Source organism: Brevibacillus sp. NL20B1, from assembly GCF_018195675.1.
Classification (GTDB): domain Bacteria; phylum Bacillota; class Bacilli; order Brevibacillales; family Brevibacillaceae; genus Brevibacillus; species Brevibacillus aydinogluensis.
In genome coordinates this window covers 38,656-55,166 of the sequence record NZ_JAGTPT010000020.1, presented here as the reverse complement: position 1 = coordinate 55,166, position 16,511 = coordinate 38,656, and the positions used below count along the sequence as shown (strand labels likewise).

Below are 16,511 nucleotides of genomic sequence, written 5' to 3'. Positions count from 1 at the left end.
GTGGTTTTGCAAAATGTAATCGCCTTCCCAATTCTTGTATAGTAAATGGTAACATCAGACAAACATGAGAGGAATGACTATGAATACTGATTCGTTTTTACAGGATGGTTTTTTCGACGAAATTGTACAAATTTTGCACGAGGAGACCGGTCAGCACATCAACATCATGGGTGAGGGAGGTGTGATTCTTTCCTCCACGCGCCCGGAACGCATTGGCACCGTTCACGAGGCCGCCAAAAAGATCATGCTCGGCTTGATTGACGAAGCCCTGGTGACGGAAGAGCAGGCACGCCAACTGGAGGGCGTGCGTCCAGGCTCCAACCTGCCGATCGTGTACAACGGCAAGCGCATCGGCGTGATCGGCATGTCCGGCAATCCGGACGAGATGCTGCCGATCGTCCGCGTCGCCGCCCGGACCGTCGTACTGTGGCTGAAAAACCGCGAACAGATCACGGAACAGCAGAAGGCCTCCCAGCAGGTGTACGAACACCTGCACAACATGGCGGCCACGATTCAACAGATTTCCGCCAGTTCCGAAGACTTTGCCGCAGCCAGCCGAAACGCCCTGCAGGTGGTGACCAATGGCGAAGAACAGATCAAACAGATCACGGACGCGCTAAAGATGATCAAGGAAATCGCCGACCACAGCAACCTGATCGGCTTAAACGCCGCCATCGAAGCCGCGCGGGCCGGCGAAGCGGGCAGAGGCTTTCAGGTCGTCGCCACCGAAGTTCGCAAACTGGCATCTGTCTGCCAAAACACTGTCAAGCAGATTCAGGAGATTCTTCGCCAGGTGCACGTCACATTCGGCAGCATCAGCGAACAGGCCAAAGCAAACGACGACAAGGCACAGGAACAATCCATCGCGCTGCAGGCGCTGGTCAAATACGTGGACGACATTGAACAGATGATGGAAACCCTGGCCAAGGGAGGAACAGCATGAAGATTGTCATCGCACCTGATTCGTTTAAAGGAAGCCTTACCGCCAAACAGGTGGGAGATGCCATCGCGGCAGGCGTGCGCAAAGCGCTGCCGGACAGCGACATCGTCATCAAGCCGATGGCCGACGGCGGTGAAGGCACCCTTCAGTGCCTGGTGGACGCCACCGGCGGCAAGATTTTGCAGGCCACGGTCAAAAATCCCCTCGGTCGACAGATCACGGCGGAGTTCGGGATTCTCGGAGACGGGAAAACGTGCGTCATCGAGATGGCAGCCGCTTCGGGTCTCTACCTGATCGACGCGTCCGAGCGCAATCCGCTCGTGACCACCACCTACGGGTTCGGCCAATTGATCAAGGCCGGGTTGGACCTGGGCTGCCGCCGCTTTATTCTGGGGATCGGCGGCAGCGCTACCAACGACGGCGGGGCCGGCATGCTGCAGGCGCTCGGGTTCGCCCTGCTGGACGGGGACGGCCAGCCGCTCGCCTTTGGAGGAGGTGAACTTCATAAACTGGAGCGAATCGATTCGAGCAGTGCCGATCCACGGCTGTCAGAATGCGTGTTTACCATCGCCTGTGACGTGGACAACCCGTTTGTCGGTCCAAACGGCGCTTCCCATGTATTTGGCCCGCAAAAGGGAGCCACGCCCGAGATGGTCAAACTCCTGGACGACAACCTGCGCCATTTTGCGGATGTAATTGAACAAACCCGCGGCATCGCCATCCACGACCTGCCGGGGACCGGTGCGGCTGGTGGCGTGGCAGGCGCCCTCCTCGCCTTTCTGAACGGCGAGCTGAAGTCCGGCATCCAGATTGTCAGTGAAACCACCCGGCTGGCCGAAGCGATGGAAGGCGCCGATCTGGTGTTTACCGGCGAAGGGCAGGTCGACCATCAGACGGCACAGGGCAAAACACCCTGTGGGGTGGCAAAGTTGGCGCAGCAGCGCGGGATTCCCGTCATCGTCCTGGCGGGTTCCATCGGCACTGGGATCGAGGCGCTGTACAAGCATGGCGTCACCGCAGTAGCCAGCATCATCAACAAGCCAATGACGCTGGAACAGGCAATGGCGCAAACCGCCGGACTGCTGGAACAGGCAGCCGAACAACTCACGCGCATATTCGCAACCAAGGGAGGATTGTCATGAGTCCTGAAGTTATTCAGTTGGGACCAATCATTTTGCTTCTTCTGCTGCTGGCGATTGTCTTCATCGTCTACGCGACCGCCAAGTGGAAGCTCCATCCGTTCTTATCCATCATTTCCAGCACATATCTTTTCGCATTGGCGACCAACTTTGTCGGCTCCCTCAGCGGTGTCGAGGAACCGATTATCGCCGACATCGGCAAAGAGATTGCCGGCGGATTCGGCAGCATCATCACCAGCATCGGTCTGGTCATCATCTTCGGAACAATGATCGGCAAAATCCTGGAAAACTCCGGTGCCGCCGTCAAAATGGCGGAAGTGGTGCTGCGCCTCCTGGGCGACCGCCATCCGGCGTTGGCCATGTCGATCATCGGTTGGATCGTCTCCATCCCGGTCTTTTGCGATTCCGGATACGTCATTTTGTCGTCCCTGAAAAAATCGCTGGCGAAAAAGACAGGCGTTAGCGTCGTTACCCTGGCAGTCGCTCTGTCCACCGGCCTGTACGCCACCCATACACTGGTGCCGCCGACACCGGGTCCCATCGCCGCCGCGACCAACGTCGGCATTGGACCGGACGGCCTGTTCTGGGTAATCGTCATCGGTCTTTTCGTCTCCATCCCGGTCGCGCTCGCCGGACACATCTGGGCCCGCAAAGTGGCGGCCAAGCTCCCGGTGGAACTGGATGAGGCTGTGGAAAGCTTTGAAGAGTTCAAAGCCCGTTTCGGCCAACTGCCATCTGCCTTCGCCTCGTTTGCGCCAATCGTGGTTCCGATTGTCCTGCTGGCCCTCGGTTCGTTTGCCAACTTCCCGGTGGGAGTCGATGCCCAAGGCAACAATGAAGTGCTGATCACCGGCTTTGCCAACACACTTCTCACCTTCCTGGGCGCCCCCGTGAACGCGCTGTTTATCGGTTTGCTCTTCGCTATTTTTGGACTATTGCCACAACGCAATGAGGAAACGCTGACCAAGTGGATGGGCGAGGGCCTGCTGGACGCTGCTGTCATCATCATGATTACCGGTGCGGGCGGATCGCTCGGCGCGGTCATCAAGGCTACTCCCATCGCCGATTACGTGAAGACGCTGATCGACGGCAATGTCGCCTTTGTCGGCGTGGGCGCGCTGATCATCACCTTCCTGATCGCCGCCGTCCTCAAAACGGCTCAGGGCAGCTCAACCGCCTCATTGGTCATTACCTCAACAATCATGCTGCCGCTCCTGCCATCCCTGGGCCTGGATGCGATGATGGGCACTGTTCCCATCGGGCAGATGCTGACGGTCATGGCCATCGGCTGTGGTGCCATGGTGGTCAGCCACGTGAACGACTCCTATTTCTGGGTGGTCACCCAGTTCTCCAAAATGAGCCTGTCCACCGCCTACCGTGCCCAAACCATGGCCACGCTGGTTCAAGGCTTGGTCGGCATCGTGGTGGTATCCATTTTGGGAATCATTTTCCTGTAATCTTTGCCACAACAAACATCCCTCTCTTCTCCCGCAGGAAAGAGAGGGATGTTCGTTTGCAGACACAGCCTCAGGGTGCGCCTGCTGTCATTTCTGTTTCTTCGGCGTCACCTTCTGGAGGCCGATCGCTTCTCCGTAACGACCGATGACAGGCTGGTAGACGGCCGGATTGTTCACCGTCTGCTGGTCGATCAGCGCCGCCGGGCGGTTGTCTTTCCACGTCATCACGCTGTAGACCTTTCCCGTTTCCGTTGGCATGGTGATCAAAATGTCGTTCACGCTGTCCTGATTTTAGCGGCCGATGTGCAGTTTCGGCAGATACGCCCGATCCCATTGGCCTACGGATGCATACGTCTGCTGGTTGGTTTTCCCCTCGCGGACGACGAGACGCAGATTGTCGGCCAGCAGGTTCATGGACGCGCCCATTTTGTGCCCCACCAGCAGCACGTGGTCGCGCACTCCATCCCCCGTCACATCGGCGTACCTGGTGTCCAGCACAAAGGTGCTGTCATTGTCCATGCTAAATCCTGTGTTGACGTCCACTTCGGGGGACGGCAAGTTGTCCCAATCGCCTTTGTCGATGGTGAGTCCGACGAGCTGCGGTTTCTGGTTGACCAGTGTCCAGACGCTGGTGGCCACGGCGATCCGGTCGTACCCGTCCACGCCATACAGGACCTGGCGGCCGAGATAGCGGATACTCCCGTCCGCCTCGTAGTACGGGACCAATTGGACCAGCTTTTCGGCAAAGCCTTTGATCGGTTTGCGCAGCTTGCCGTTGGCCTGGTAGACACCGTACCTCACATATCCGTCCTTGTTGGGACTCACGTCAACGGTGGTGACGCCTTTGAGATGGCTGCTTGTCACCTGTGCCCGAAATCCATCTACAAATGTTATCCCAAACGTAATCGAGTGCTCAGGCTGAATGCGCACCACGGTGGCAAACGCTTGCGGATTCACCGCCTTCGCATGAACCGGCTCCACATTCGGTCCCGGCGCCAAGAGAATCGCACCGCCGCAAAGCACGGCCGATACGGTCTTGCACCACGCTTTCATCACTTCTTCCTCCCTTTGTCATCCCTGCTGATGTGTTTGGCATCCTGCCGTCTGTAAAAACAGATTGCAGAACAGTCAGTTTCTCTAATCCGTCAATGAGCTGACTCTGTTTTCATAAACGGTGGCAGTTGCCAAATTGTTGCAATTCGGCATGTACCTTTTTCACCCTCGGCAGTGGATCAATGTCACCGGTTTGCAACTCTTTTTCCTTCCAATCCGGCTACAATAAGGGCAGATTTGCCAACACTGCATAGAAAGGAACGAAACCACCATGAAAAAATCGTGGCTGTTGCCAACCGCTCTCGCTGTTTTCACTAGTGCCTGCGGCCTGAACGACACGCCAAATGCATTGATGCGGGCGCCGTTGGCAGATGCCAACCAACAATCGATCAACCAAACGGTTATGCAGTTTTTGCCGCCCGGCTCACAGCTGACGGTGCCGCTTCACCCTGAAGAGGCCAGCGCGGTCAACCTGCAGGACCTGACCGGTGACGGCAATCCCGATTTGATCGCGTTTTACAAAACGGAAAAAACGGATTACGAAATTGGCGTGCTTGTCCTCAGTCAAAAAGAGGGAAAATGGAAAAAGACAGCGTCCTTGACCGGAATCGGCAGCGAATTGGACTACGTCCAGTTTGTCGACGTTACGGGCGACAACGTCCCAGAGATGCTGATCGGCTGGGGCGGCGGTGAAGGGCTGAACAAGGAACTGTCCATCTACTCCTGGCAGCAGGAACAGATGCGTGAGCTGTTGAAGCAATCGTACGCAGCCATGGCCGTCGGCGATCTCACCGGTGACAAGAAAGCGGAGCTGGCACTGATCTCGCACGACCACGACAAGCTGACGTCCAAAGCAGAGGTGTACGGTATCAAGGACGGACAGTTGGACAAGCTGGCCGAACTGCCCCTGGAGGGAGGGGTAAACGGCTATGAACAGGCGACGATCGGGAAGGCGACACCGACCCAGTCGGCGATCTTTGTCGACGCGGGCATCGGAGCACACTCCGGCATGACCGAGTTGTTGGTCTGGCAAGACGGCAAGCTGGTGCGTCCGCTGACCAAGGCGGACGGTGACATCTCTATGACCTTTAAACCCTATGTATTGCCCAGTGAAGACATCAACAACGACGGCATTGTTGAAATCGGCATTCACACCCAGCCGCCGGGCACCGACGATCTTGCCATGGTGGAAATTCCGTGGATCGCTTCCTATTACCAGTGGGACGGAGCGGCCGGCCTGCGCCACGTCGAGGACCACTATCAGTCGTACGGCATCGGCACGGATTTCCTCATTCCCGCCAGATGGAAGGACAAGTACACCATTGAAGTAGACCGCGACTCTGCCAATCCTCCCGTGCGCCTGCTCTATTACGGCCAGGGAGGCAAGGAAAAGGCGACGCTGCTCACCCTGCAGGCTGTCCCGCAGAAGGATTGGACAAAGGTCGAAGCGTCCCTGAAGGAAAAGCAAACGCCGTATATCGTGCTGACGGAGCAGGGACAACAGGTGGTAGTGGCGATTCAGCCGCAGGAAGCCAGCGGGTTGAGCGGTGCCGCCCTGCGTGAGTACAATGCCATGCTGCTGACAGCAGACGAAATCCGTCAGTTGTTCCGTCCGCTGAAAATGCCGATGTAACCGATTATCTTACCCGCAGGAGCAAGGAGTAGAGACGATGAAAGTGTTGTTGCTGGAAGACGAGAAGTCGATTCGCGACTTTGTCCGCATTAACCTGAAACGGGCAGGCTGTGAAGTGGTGGAAGCGGCCAGCGGGGAAGAAGCGCTGGAAATCGCCGAAAACCAGCCGGACATCGAGATCGCGATTCTCGACGTGATGCTGCCGGGGATCGACGGCTTTACGGTATGCGGGCACCTGCGCCAGAAGTTCCCCCGGCTCGGCATTATCATGCTGACGGCCAAGAGCCAGGAGCGAGACAAGGTGATGGGCCTGGAGTTTGGGGCGGACGATTACGTGGTAAAACCTTTCAGTCCGGCGGAGTTGCTGGCGCGCGTCAAGGCGCTGCACCGCCGGCTCTACTCCCTCCCCGCTCCTGACGAGGCAAAACGCCTCATCGACATCCATCCGTTCACGCTGCTTCTGGACGAGCGAAAGCTCTTGAAAGGCAGTCAGGAGATCGTGCTGACCCCGAAAGAATTTGCCATCATCAAGCTGCTTGCGGAAAACGCGAACAAGGCGATCAGCCGCGACGAGATTCTCACCAAGGTCTGGGGTCAGTTTTTCGTCGGCGACCTGAAAGTGGTCGACGTGAACATTCGCCGCATCCGCCAAAAAATCGAAGAAGACCCCGCCCACCCCAAATACGTGGAAACGGTTTGGGGCTATGGTTATTTATGGCGAAAGGAAACGAACAATGAGAGGGATTAGGGCCAGACTGATCATCCACTTCGGGTTCATCCTGTTGTTGATCGTGCTGGTGTTGGAAGGGTTGTTCTACTGGGCGGTGCATACCTATTACTTCGGCACCGCCACCGAAACGCTGGTCACGCGGGCCACTACGTTCACCACCTTTATCAACAAGTATGCAGGCACGTACGGGCTGAAAGAAAAGGCCCGCTATATTTTGGAGAATGTTTCAAACGGGGAAACTGCCAAGGTGGAAGTGCTGGACACCGGGGGAAAAGTGCTGCTCAACTCCTACGGATTTCAAACCGCCGAGGTGATTGACACGCCCGACGTGAAGGAAGCCCTGACAAACACGACGGGCATCTACGTCGGCAAGTCACCGCAGACACCGGAGCGGGTCATCGCCGTCTCCAACCGGCTTACCTACCTGGGGGAAACGGTCGGTGTCTTGCGCTACACCATTTCCGCTGAACCGCTGTACGCAGCCGTCTACAAGATTGCGATGTACGGCGCAGGCGTCGGGGCCGTCGTCGTACTGTTTGCCTTTGGCCTGAGCCTGGTGACAGCCAAGCGCATGGTCGACCCGATACTGGAGCTGACCCGAGCGGCTACGCAAATGGCGACGGGCAATTTTTCCGTCCGGGCGGCCAAGCGCTACGACGACGAGGTGGGCACGCTGGCGGAGACGTTTAACTACATGGCCGAGGAGATCGGCAAGAACGAAAAACTGAAAAACGACTTCATCTCCTCCGTCTCCCACGAACTGCGAACGCCGCTCACCTCGATCAAGGGCTGGGGAGAGACGCTCCTTTCCGGCGGGCTGAACGATCCGGAAGAAACAAGGCTTGGCCTGGAAGTGATCGCCAAGGAAACAGATCGACTGATCGGCTTGGTGGAAGAATTGCTGGATTTCTCAAAGTTTCAGTCGGGCGAGCTGAAACTGTCGCGGGAGCGGCTGGACCTGCGCGACGTGCTGGAAGACGTCCGGGTGCAGTTCGCTGTCCGCTCGCACGACAAGGGTGTAGGGCTGCAGGTTGTCGTGCCGGATGCCCCCCTGCCGGTTACAGGTGACGTCAACCGGCTGAAGCAGGTCTTTGTCAACTTGCTGGACAATGCCTTCAAGTTTACCCCCAGTGGCGGGACGATCACCGTAACGGCGGAGGAGACCGGGAGATGGGCGGTCATCGCCGTAACGGACACGGGCGAAGGCATCGACCCGGAAGACCTGCCCCACATCACGGAGAAGTTTTTCAAGGGGCGGTCCAAACAGGCCGGCAGCGGCCTGGGCCTCTCCATCTGCCAGGAAATCGTCCAACTCCACGGCGGCCATTTCCACGTCGACAGCCGGCTCGGTAGCGGAACCACGGTAACTGTCGAACTGCCGCTGACAACGAAATGACGCCCAGCTCCCTCAGGATGACCACTGCAAAAACAGACCACGAACGGCAAATAGCCGGCAGCCCGCTCCACGTGGACGGGCTGCCGGCTTGTTCGTTTTCGCCTGATGGGATGAGAAGCTGATTAGAAGCTGTTTTCGATCACCAGTTGATCCAGGCCAAAGCGTGCGGTCGGACGAGCGGGCACACTGGCCTTGCCCACCGTAATCATCATCACTGGAATGTAGCGCGGCGGGATGTTGAGCGCCTGGATAAGCGCGTTACTATCAAAGCCGAGCATCGGGCACGTGTCGTATCCTTTTGCTTTGGCGGCCAGCATCAACTGCATGGCTGCGAGCGAAGCATTGCGGATCGCCTCGTCGCGCCCAATTTGCGGATTGTTGCGATACGTCTCTTCGATTTGGTTGATCAACGTTTCCCGCACTTGTTCGGTGACGTACCCCTTGGCCAGCGCATCGTCATAGACCGGACGTGCCGATTTGTCCGCCTCCAAATCGCCGAGTACAATAATAGTGGCGTAGGCGTCTACCACCTGCTGCTGCCCGTAGGCGATCGGCAGAAGCTGCTCTTTTTTGGCCCTGTCCGTCACCACGATAAAACGCCAGTGCTGCAGGTTCCAAGAAGACGGGGCAGTCGCGGCCAAACGCAGGATTTCGTTTAATTCCTCGCGGGGAATCTCTGCGTTGGGATCGTATTTGCGCACGCTGTGGCGTGCTTCCATGACTTGTTCAGCCGTCAGTTTTACGTCTGCTTGCATACGGGAAGCCTCCTCTGTCACTCATATGGTAACACTCTTACTTTATATTAGTCGCTTACGTATTGCAACAATACAATATGCCGGAACACCAGTCTTGCTCCTTTACCAGTGTTCCACACCCGTTTCATTCGACGGGCCGGCCCATTTTCGTTGACAGGAGGAATTAATCATGTCGTTTGCAAACAAAATTGTCGTTGTCACCGGAGCCGGGCGGGGGATTGGCTTTGCTGTCGCCTCCCTGTACGCCGCCCGCGGCGCCCACGTGGTAGTCGCCGAACAAAACCGAGAGTCGGGAGAAGCCGCAGTTTCAGCCATCACCGCGGCAGGCGGAACCGCGGTTTTCCATCCGGTCGACGTCAGCGTCCCGGCCGAGATCGAGGCACTTATGCGCATGGTTTCGTCCCGCTGGAACAGGTTGGACATTCTCGTAAACAACGCCGGCATCTCACAGTGGGCCTCACCGTACGAGCTTTCGGTCGAGGAGTGGGACCGCATTCTGAACACAAATCTGCGCAGCGTCTTCCTCTGCTCCCGGGAAGCGGCCAAGCTGATGCGCCAATCCGGAGGCGGCGCGATTATCAACATCGCTTCCACGCGGGCACACATGTCCGAACCGCACTCGGAGGCATACGCCGCCTCCAAAGGGGGCATTCTCGCCTTGACGCACGCCCTGGCCGTTTCTTTGGGACCGGACAACATCCGCGTCAATGCCATCTCGCCCGGCTGGATCGAGACGGGCAATTACGATGCACTGCGGCCGGAGGACCACCACCAGCACCCGGCCGGACGCGTCGGCAAACCGGAAGACATCGCCCGCGCCTGCCTGTTTTTGACCGATGAAGGCAACGATTTCGTCACCGGCGCGGAGCTGGTGATCGACGGCGGCATGACGCGGAAGATGATTTACGTGCCTTAAGCCGCGCCGCCGACTGCGAACAGCGCATCGAAAACATAAAAGGGACGGTTCCGAGCAGATCACGCTGCGTGAACCGTCCCTGTTTCATGTGCCAATCCTTCGTTGCTACCAGGTGCGGATTGGCGGCGAACCCGGCGGATGGTGGTTAAGCTGTTCCAGGATCGGGTAGCCGTACGCCATCACGATCAGGAAGACCAGCACGCCCACCCAGACCGGCCAGCGCTCCAGAATGCGCGGTGTATGTTGTACTGTCTCCGTTTCCGCAATCGGATACTCGGTTTTTCCTTTGGGTGCAAAGAACGTCAGATAACCGAGGATCAGCAGCAGCAGAATCGCCGCCGTAAACAGCAGACCCCCGCCAAAGGCCATGACGCGCTGATAATCCATCCATTCGAGCGCAACCGGGTGATCCATGTAGGTCGTGTAGCTGGTTCGCCGAGGCGATCCCTGCAAGCCCATGTAGTGCATCGCAAACGACATCAGGAACATGCCGACTGCCCAAAAGACCGTCTGCACCATGCCCATGCGGTTGGCTGTACGGGTGAGCGTCCTTCCCGTCAGCGCCGGAATCAGCCAGTAGCTGACACCGAAGAAGGTGAGCGCGACTGCCGCTCCTATGGTAATGTGGAAGTGGCCGGTTACAAAGACTGTGTTGTGGACGACGGCGTTCATCTGGTTGCTGGCGTTGATAATCCCCCCGGCCCCGGCCGGAATGAAGAACAGCATGCCGACAAATGGTGCGAAGAAGCGCACATCCGACCACGGCATTTTTTTCAGCCAGCCAAACAGCCCGACTCCGCCTTTTTTCCGTCCGGTCGTTTCAAATGTGGCAAACATGGAGAACGCGGTCATCAGCGACGGAATCACGACAATCAGCGTCAGGATGACGTGGATCATCTTCCATCCCGGCGAGATGCCCGGTTCCATCAGTTGGTGGTGGAAGCCGACAGGGATGGAGAACAGCAGCAGGCAGATAAATGCCAGCCGGGCCAGCGAGTCGCTGAACACGTGGCCGCCGATGACCCGCGGCACGCATACGTACCAGGCAATGTACGCCGGCATCAGCCAGAAGTAGACCAGCGGATGGCCGAAGAACCAGAACAACGTCCGGCTGAGCATGATGTTGATCGTCGAGGTCCAGCCAAACGACCAGGGAATCAGCTGGAACAGCACCTCCACTGCCACGGGCAGCGTGGCGATGATCCACAGCAGGAAGGTCGTGACCGACATGAACACGAACAGGGGTGACATTTTCCCGCTATTTTCCCGTTTCCATTTGCGATAGCTGCTGAAGATCGCGAATCCGCCCAGCCAGCTCCCGACGACCAGCAGGGCCGCCCCGATGTAAAAGTACGGCGATGCCTTCAGCGGCGCGTAAAAGGTGTAGAGAACGGACGCGTCGTTGGTGATGATCGTCACGAGCGCCATGGCCGTACCGACTGTCATCAGCACCCAGCCGGCCCAGCCCCATCTCAAGGCAGCGGCGTGCAGGGCACCGCCGGTAGTACGCGCTACCCCGGAAAGCAGAAAGCCGATGATGAAGTACGTGGTAAAGATAAGTGCCATCAACACGCCGTGCGCGGTCAAAATCTGATAGTAGTTGGTCCAGCTCGGCAGTTCGATGAGGCCGCCGCGCACCATCCCCTGCAGCATTCCAGCCAGCGCCGCAAGTCCAAACGCGACATACGCCACCCAGATGTACGAAAGACTGAGACGAGCCGTCGAGCGGTCTACAGGCGTCTGACTAAATACAGCGATTTTCATGTTCCGTCACCTCCTTATTTCACCGTGATTGTGGTCGCCATGACCTGATGGCCGGCGCCGCAGTATTCGTTGCACAGAATCAGGTATTCGCCCGGCTTGTCAAAGGTGTACGACGCGGAGTTGATGTGTCCCGGCATCACCATGAAGTTGACGTTGGTTCCGGGAATCTGGAACCCGTGCACTACGTCCGGGCTGGTGACGTGGAAGTTGACCGTGGCTCCCAGCGGCACCTCCATTTTCCCCGGAGCAAATCCGAAGGCAAACGCCGTCATGTACGCGTCGTATTCATTCTCTCCCACCTTTTTCAGCCCCGGGTTGTCAAACGGAGGCGTTTGGGTCACCTGGGCCGGGTCAATCATCTCCATGTTGCTTGGCGGAGCCATTCCCATGGCAAACGCGTTGACGCACAAGAGTGCGATAAACAGCGCCAGCCCTCCCGCTCCCAGCGCAAGCCAGATTTTCTCGTAACGGTGCAAATGCATCGTGTCATCTCCCTTCTGCCTTTCACCTTGCTACGCCCGATTCAAAAACAGGGCAAATACGCCAAACCAACTGAGGAGAATGAACGCCCCTACCAACAGCACGGCGGCAAACGTGCCCTTCAGGTTCTCCTGCTCGGGCTGCGTCGGCTTGGCCTGGTGCTGCGATTCCGTACGCGTCTCCACGGCTCGCTCCTCCTTTCCATGCCGTACCGGCTGCGTTTTACGCTTTCATTCTATCCCCCGGCATGAGGGAAGTAAGTCAGGGAAAACCCCTAAAATGATCCAGGAACCTCCCGATTTTTCCCGATTTCTGTCACATTTTGGCCAAAAAGAAAAGACGGCGGTATGCGCCGTCTGTCTTCTCTATTCAAAATCAAGCCATCCTTTTTTGATCGCGTAGCGGACCAGATCCGGCCGGGTGCGCAGATGAAGCTTTTCCATGATGTGCGCCTTGTGCGACTCGACCGTCTTGACCGAAACGGTCAGCTGCTCCGCAATCTCCCTGTTGCTGAATCCCTTGGCGATCAGGATGAGCACTTCCTTTTCCCGATCCGTCAGTATCTCGTATTTGTTCTGCTCTTCGCCGTTTTTCACCATCTGCAGGAATTCCTCGATCAAGGACTTGGTCGCGGACGGGTATAGGTAGGCCATGCCCTGGTGAACGGTCCGGATGGCAGCAATCAGGTCCAGGTCGGGTGCACTTTTCAAAATGTAGCCGGACGCCCCCGCCTGTAGCACGCGAAACAGGTATTCCTCGTCGTCGTGCATCGTCAAGACCAGCACCTGGATGTCAGGCGCTGCTTCTTTTAACCGGGCGGTGGCTGACAGGCCGTTCTCCCCCGGGGGCATGCTCAGGTCCATCAGCACGACGTCAGGCCGTATCTCCAGCGCTTTGTCAACCGCTTCCTTTCCGTCGGCGGCGTAGCCGACCACTTCGATGTCCGGATGGGCGTTGAGCAGCATGCCCAGCCCTGAGCGGACGATGGCATGGTCATCGGCGATCAGGACGCGAATGGCCATCTTCTGTTTCCTCCTTTGCGAGCGGTATGCGCACGATCACCGTCGTCCCCTCGCCGGGGGCCGAGCGGATGTCGACTGTGCCTCCCAGCAGTTGGGCCCGCTCCTTCATACCAAACAGTCCCAGGCCGGTGCCCTTCTTCTGCGCCCGTTCCACATCAAATCCGATCCCGTCATCCACAACCGTCACCACCAGTTCTTTGTCCCGATCCTCAAACACAATGCCCAACTTGTCCGCCTGGGCGTATTTGGCGGCATTGGTCATCGCCTCCTGCACAATCCGGTAGAGGGCGGTCTCCACCACGGCGGGATAGCGCCGGCGGTCCCCCTGCACGTGCAGGTCGATCAAGAGGCCAAAGCTCTTTTCAAACCGCTTGATCAGCGAGCGGAGGGCGGGCAGCAGTCCCAAATCGTCCAGGGCGGAGGGGCGGAGCTCCAGCGCCATGCGCTTTACTTCCTCCATCGCCTTTGCCGTCATCTGTTGAATGTCGGCCACGTGCTGCCGAAGCGGTTCGCTCAGCTTGCTCTGGCCGACCACGTTGAGCCCGACGAGGATGCTGTACAGCGCCTGTCCCACGCCGTCGTGCAGCTCGCGGGAAATGCGCTTGCGCTCCTCCTCCTGGGCCTGAATGACGTAGTTCGTCAGCTTGTGCTGATACCGCTCCTTTTCAGCCCGCTGCTGATCCGACATGTCCCTCAGGATCAGCACCATTTTGCCGCCGTCTATCTCCGGCAGCTGGGCCGAGCTGGCAGCCACAGGGTAATCCCGTCCGTCCTTTGTCTTCAGCCGCATCTCAAATGACGGCATCTGTTCCTGCTTGAAAAAGCAGTCGGCACAGGTCGCTTCCTCCCGGCAGGTTGCCATGCCCAGGCACAGCTCACATATGTGCCGCTTCCCGATCAGTTCTTCAGTGGCCCAGCCGGACATCTTCTCCAGCGCGGGGTTGGCCGTCACGATCATTCCCTCTTTGTCCACCACCAGAATCGCGTCGCTGACGTTGGCAAAGACGGACGAAAGCAGGGTGAAGGCTTCCTCCGACGAGCCCAGTTTTTTCATCCACGCGTCCATGCGCTCCTCCTCAAGACAAACATCCTTACCGTTATTGTAGAACGCGGACGGGGGAAAGTGTATCGGGGAATTCCCCTACCTCCCTGCTCTTCTCCCTCAAAGGAGCCCGTTTCCCGCAGGGTGATTGTCCTGGGTGTGGCCGGTGTCCTGCCTGTATACCGTGGAAGCCTTTTATTTGGCCTGCAGCTGGGTGACGTAGAACACGTAATCGCCGCCTTTGTACTTTTTCCCCGTTCCAATCGCGAGAAAAGCCTCGTCGGAGATTGGCAGCAGCAGATGCTGTTCCCGCTGCTCAGTGCTGTTGGGCAGCACCTTTTCCCATACCGTTACGCCGTCTTCACCCAGTCTGGCAGCGTATCCGTCCGAACTGGCGTCGTTCATGTTGAACTCTTCGTATTTCACGCAGCCGCTGACCAAAAGATCGCCGTCGTCCGTCACCTGGATGTCGTTGAGTGCGCTGGTCTGGGTCTTCTCCGCAAACCTCTTTTCCCACACGTTTTTTCCGTCTTTATCCACCTTGAGCAGATACCCCAGACCGTATCCGGCCCGGTAGTCGCTGATCGTCCGATCCGTCCCGGCGATGACCAGACTGCCGTCCGGCGTTTCCGCAAAAGCACGGGGAACGGTGTCCAGGCCGGTCTCGTGCCGGCGTTCCCAAACGGTCTTTCCGGACTTGTCCACTTTTGCGAGGAAGAGATCCCGGTTAAGGCGGTACGAGTCATCTTCCTGACCAACCGCCCCGAGCAGCACGATGCCGCCGTCAACGGTCTGGCGTACCGCGGTGACCGCATCGTATGCCGCTCCTTCAAACGTCGTCTCCCATTTTGACTTCCCGTCCTGTTCCAGTTTGGCGAGATACAGTTCGGTGCTGCGGTCCGGCTGTTCAAGCACCGCTGCCAGCACATAGCCGCCGTCGTCCGTCTGCAGGAGGCGAATGTCCATGCCGACGTACTTGGGGTAGGTGTTGGCCCACGCGCTTTCACCGTCGCCGTTCACCTTGATCAGGCGGAGATTCCCTTCTGGATCATTCGACCTGGTTAGTCCTGCCAGCAGAAAGCCGCCGTCTTTCGTCTGAATAAAATGGGACAGACGACCTAATTTCTCGTCAGTCACCGTCTGTGCCACCGTCAGTGTGCCTGATTGCTCCACCCGGACGATTTCGTATGTACGTTTGTCAGCCGCCTGGCGCGAGAAGAAGATCTCGCCATTCGTTCCGCGCTGCACGTTTCCGTAAAAGTCGCCGTATCTGTAGGGATGGGATTTTTCCCAGGTCACTGCCGGTCCTTCGATCGTTCCAACGGCCTGCGCCTGACCGCTCCACAGCAGCGGACCCGTGCCAACCAGGGCCAGCGCCAGCAGGCTCGTCCATTTCCACGCCCGTCCCTTCTGTCCTCCATGCGGTATCAGTCCCATTCGATTCACGCTCCGTCATCAAATATTCTCCTTATTTTTACATGAATTGCCAATTGACGTGAATATGTGAAAGGTAATGTTTTTTCTGGTCTTTTTGGTGGAGTTTTTCCTTCCCGGTCCGGCAGACAAAACAAAGACGGGGCGGCCTTCGCCGCACCGTCTCTGCTGCATACTCCGCCAAGCGTTTCACGGCTGGGTGACGTTGGAATCGTTTCGCGGCAGCGGTACGTCCGGTTTGCCGGCGGGATTGTTGTAGAGATAATCGGGCACCTTGCCGACGATCAACGCTTCCGTTCAGCCCGGTCTCCAACCGGGTTTTGACCGATCCGACCGGCACGAACGAGACGGGAATCTCCGGTCCGAAGTGCTCCAGAAAGACGTTTTTCGTGGCCAGCCCCAGCGGCACCGTCACCACGACGTTCTCTTCCTCAAACTCTTTCAGCCGGGCTTGAATGCGGGAAGTAGTCTCCCCCACAATCCGCGCATACTGCTTGAAGTTGAAATTCACGGCCAGGATGTTTCCGTCACTGTCCTTTTCCAAAATGACAATGTCGTCGAAATCGATCCCTTGCTGTAGCAGCCGCTTGGTCACCGCATCGCTGATGGCCAATTTTGCGATCTGATCCGTTTATTTGCGCGGCAATCAGCATCAGGGTCGGCTCAAAATTGCTGCCCAGACGCTCCCGCTTCATTTTCCAGTCTTTTTCAAAGTCTGATTAATTCTTACAGAAAAACCAGGACAGCAGG

At 57.7% G+C, this 16,511-nt stretch carries 16 protein-coding genes and 1 pseudogene; 7 read left to right on the top strand and 10 right to left on the bottom strand.

Annotation, left to right across the window (positions count from 1 at the left end):
• The first annotated feature begins 73 nt into the window (after positions 1-73).
• Genes KDN35_RS20110 through KDN35_RS14160 form a run of 3 tightly spaced genes read left to right on the top strand, consistent with a single transcriptional unit; the run spans position 74 to position 3,536 of the window.
• A complete protein-coding gene (locus KDN35_RS20110) occupies positions 74-943 on the top strand; it encodes a sugar diacid recognition domain-containing protein (RefSeq protein ID WP_283092145.1) in 870 nt (289 codons plus the stop codon).
• The gene (locus KDN35_RS14165) at positions 940-2,082 is read left to right on the top strand and encodes a glycerate kinase (RefSeq protein ID WP_212133033.1); all 1,143 of its coding nucleotides are present in this window, start codon (positions 940-942) and stop codon (positions 2,080-2,082) included. The genes KDN35_RS20110 and KDN35_RS14165 overlap by 4 nt, the downstream gene beginning before the upstream one ends.
• Positions 2,083-2,108: 26 nt before the next feature.
• Positions 2,109-3,536: a GntP family permease gene (locus tag KDN35_RS14160; RefSeq protein ID WP_212133053.1), complete on the top strand. Its 1,428-nt coding sequence runs from the start codon at positions 2,109-2,111 to the stop codon at positions 3,534-3,536.
• Between the two features lie 87 nt (positions 3,537-3,623).
• Here KDN35_RS14160 and KDN35_RS19950 read toward each other — a convergent pair whose 3' ends face one another.
• Positions 3,624-3,815 (bottom strand): hypothetical protein, encoded by a 192-nt coding sequence (locus tag KDN35_RS19950; RefSeq protein WP_249179113.1) that lies wholly within the window; start codon positions 3,813-3,815, stop codon positions 3,624-3,626.
• Between the two features lie 12 nt (positions 3,816-3,827).
• Positions 3,828-4,589 carry a hypothetical protein gene (locus tag KDN35_RS14155; RefSeq protein WP_249179112.1) on the bottom strand — a complete coding sequence of 254 codons (762 nt, stop codon included), beginning with the start codon at positions 4,587-4,589 and terminating at the stop codon, positions 3,828-3,830.
• Between the two features lie 271 nt (positions 4,590-4,860).
• On the opposite strand from KDN35_RS14155, the gene KDN35_RS14150 reads away from it, so the two are divergent.
• The 3 genes from KDN35_RS14150 to KDN35_RS14140 are packed head-to-tail and all read left to right on the top strand — an operon-like array spanning position 4,861 to position 8,348.
• Positions 4,861-6,222 carry a VCBS repeat-containing protein gene (locus KDN35_RS14150; protein ID WP_171566100.1) on the top strand — a complete coding sequence of 454 codons (1,362 nt, stop codon included), beginning with the start codon at positions 4,861-4,863 and terminating at the stop codon, positions 6,220-6,222.
• 37 nt (positions 6,223-6,259) lie between these two features.
• A complete protein-coding gene (locus tag KDN35_RS14145; protein WP_212133032.1) occupies positions 6,260-6,970 on the top strand; it encodes a response regulator transcription factor in 711 nt (236 codons plus the stop codon).
• Entirely contained in the window at positions 6,957-8,348 is a 1,392-nt protein-coding gene (locus KDN35_RS14140; RefSeq protein ID WP_171566098.1) for a sensor histidine kinase, read from the top strand. Before KDN35_RS14145 ends, KDN35_RS14140 begins: the two co-directional genes overlap by 14 nt.
• A 122-nt stretch (positions 8,349-8,470) precedes the next feature.
• Here the strand turns inward: KDN35_RS14140 and KDN35_RS14135 are convergent, their stop codons facing one another.
• The gene (locus KDN35_RS14135; protein WP_171566097.1) at positions 8,471-9,103 is read right to left on the bottom strand and encodes a nitroreductase family protein; all 633 of its coding nucleotides are present in this window, start codon (positions 9,101-9,103) and stop codon (positions 8,471-8,473) included.
• A gap of 169 nt (positions 9,104-9,272) precedes the next feature.
• Here KDN35_RS14135 and KDN35_RS14130 point away from each other — a divergent pair, with 169 nt between their 5' ends.
• A complete protein-coding gene (locus KDN35_RS14130; RefSeq protein ID WP_212133031.1) occupies positions 9,273-10,019 on the top strand; it encodes an SDR family NAD(P)-dependent oxidoreductase in 747 nt (248 codons plus the stop codon).
• A 105-nt stretch (positions 10,020-10,124) separates the two neighbouring features.
• Here the strand turns inward: KDN35_RS14130 and KDN35_RS14125 are convergent, their stop codons facing one another.
• From KDN35_RS14125 to KDN35_RS14095, 7 genes and pseudogenes are all read right to left on the bottom strand, one after another.
• Positions 10,125-11,783, bottom strand: coding sequence for a b(o/a)3-type cytochrome-c oxidase subunit 1 (locus tag KDN35_RS14125; protein WP_171566094.1), 1,659 nt, complete (start codon positions 11,781-11,783; stop codon positions 10,125-10,127).
• Positions 11,784-11,797: 14 nt separating this feature from the next.
• Positions 11,798-12,265 (bottom strand): cytochrome c oxidase subunit II, encoded by a 468-nt coding sequence (locus tag KDN35_RS14120; protein WP_171566093.1) that lies wholly within the window; start codon positions 12,263-12,265, stop codon positions 11,798-11,800.
• Positions 12,266-12,295: 30 nt separating this feature from the next.
• Positions 12,296-12,448 (bottom strand): cytochrome c oxidase subunit 2A, encoded by a 153-nt coding sequence (locus KDN35_RS14115; RefSeq protein WP_171566091.1) that lies wholly within the window; start codon positions 12,446-12,448, stop codon positions 12,296-12,298.
• Between the two features lie 180 nt (positions 12,449-12,628).
• Entirely contained in the window at positions 12,629-13,285 is a 657-nt protein-coding gene (locus KDN35_RS14110) for a response regulator (protein ID WP_171566090.1), read from the bottom strand.
• A complete protein-coding gene (locus KDN35_RS14105; protein WP_171566089.1) occupies positions 13,257-14,351 on the bottom strand; it encodes a PAS domain-containing sensor histidine kinase in 1,095 nt (364 codons plus the stop codon). Before KDN35_RS14105 ends, KDN35_RS14110 begins: the two co-directional genes overlap by 29 nt.
• A 171-nt stretch (positions 14,352-14,522) precedes the next feature.
• Positions 14,523-15,764 carry an outer membrane protein assembly factor BamB family protein gene (locus KDN35_RS14100; RefSeq protein WP_171566088.1) on the bottom strand — a complete coding sequence of 414 codons (1,242 nt, stop codon included), beginning with the start codon at positions 15,762-15,764 and terminating at the stop codon, positions 14,523-14,525.
• Positions 15,765-15,950: 186 nt separating this feature from the next.
• Positions 15,951-16,426: pseudogene (locus tag KDN35_RS14095) on the bottom strand (sporulation protein YunB); the annotation flags it as partial.
• Positions 16,427-16,511 lie beyond the last annotated feature (85 nt).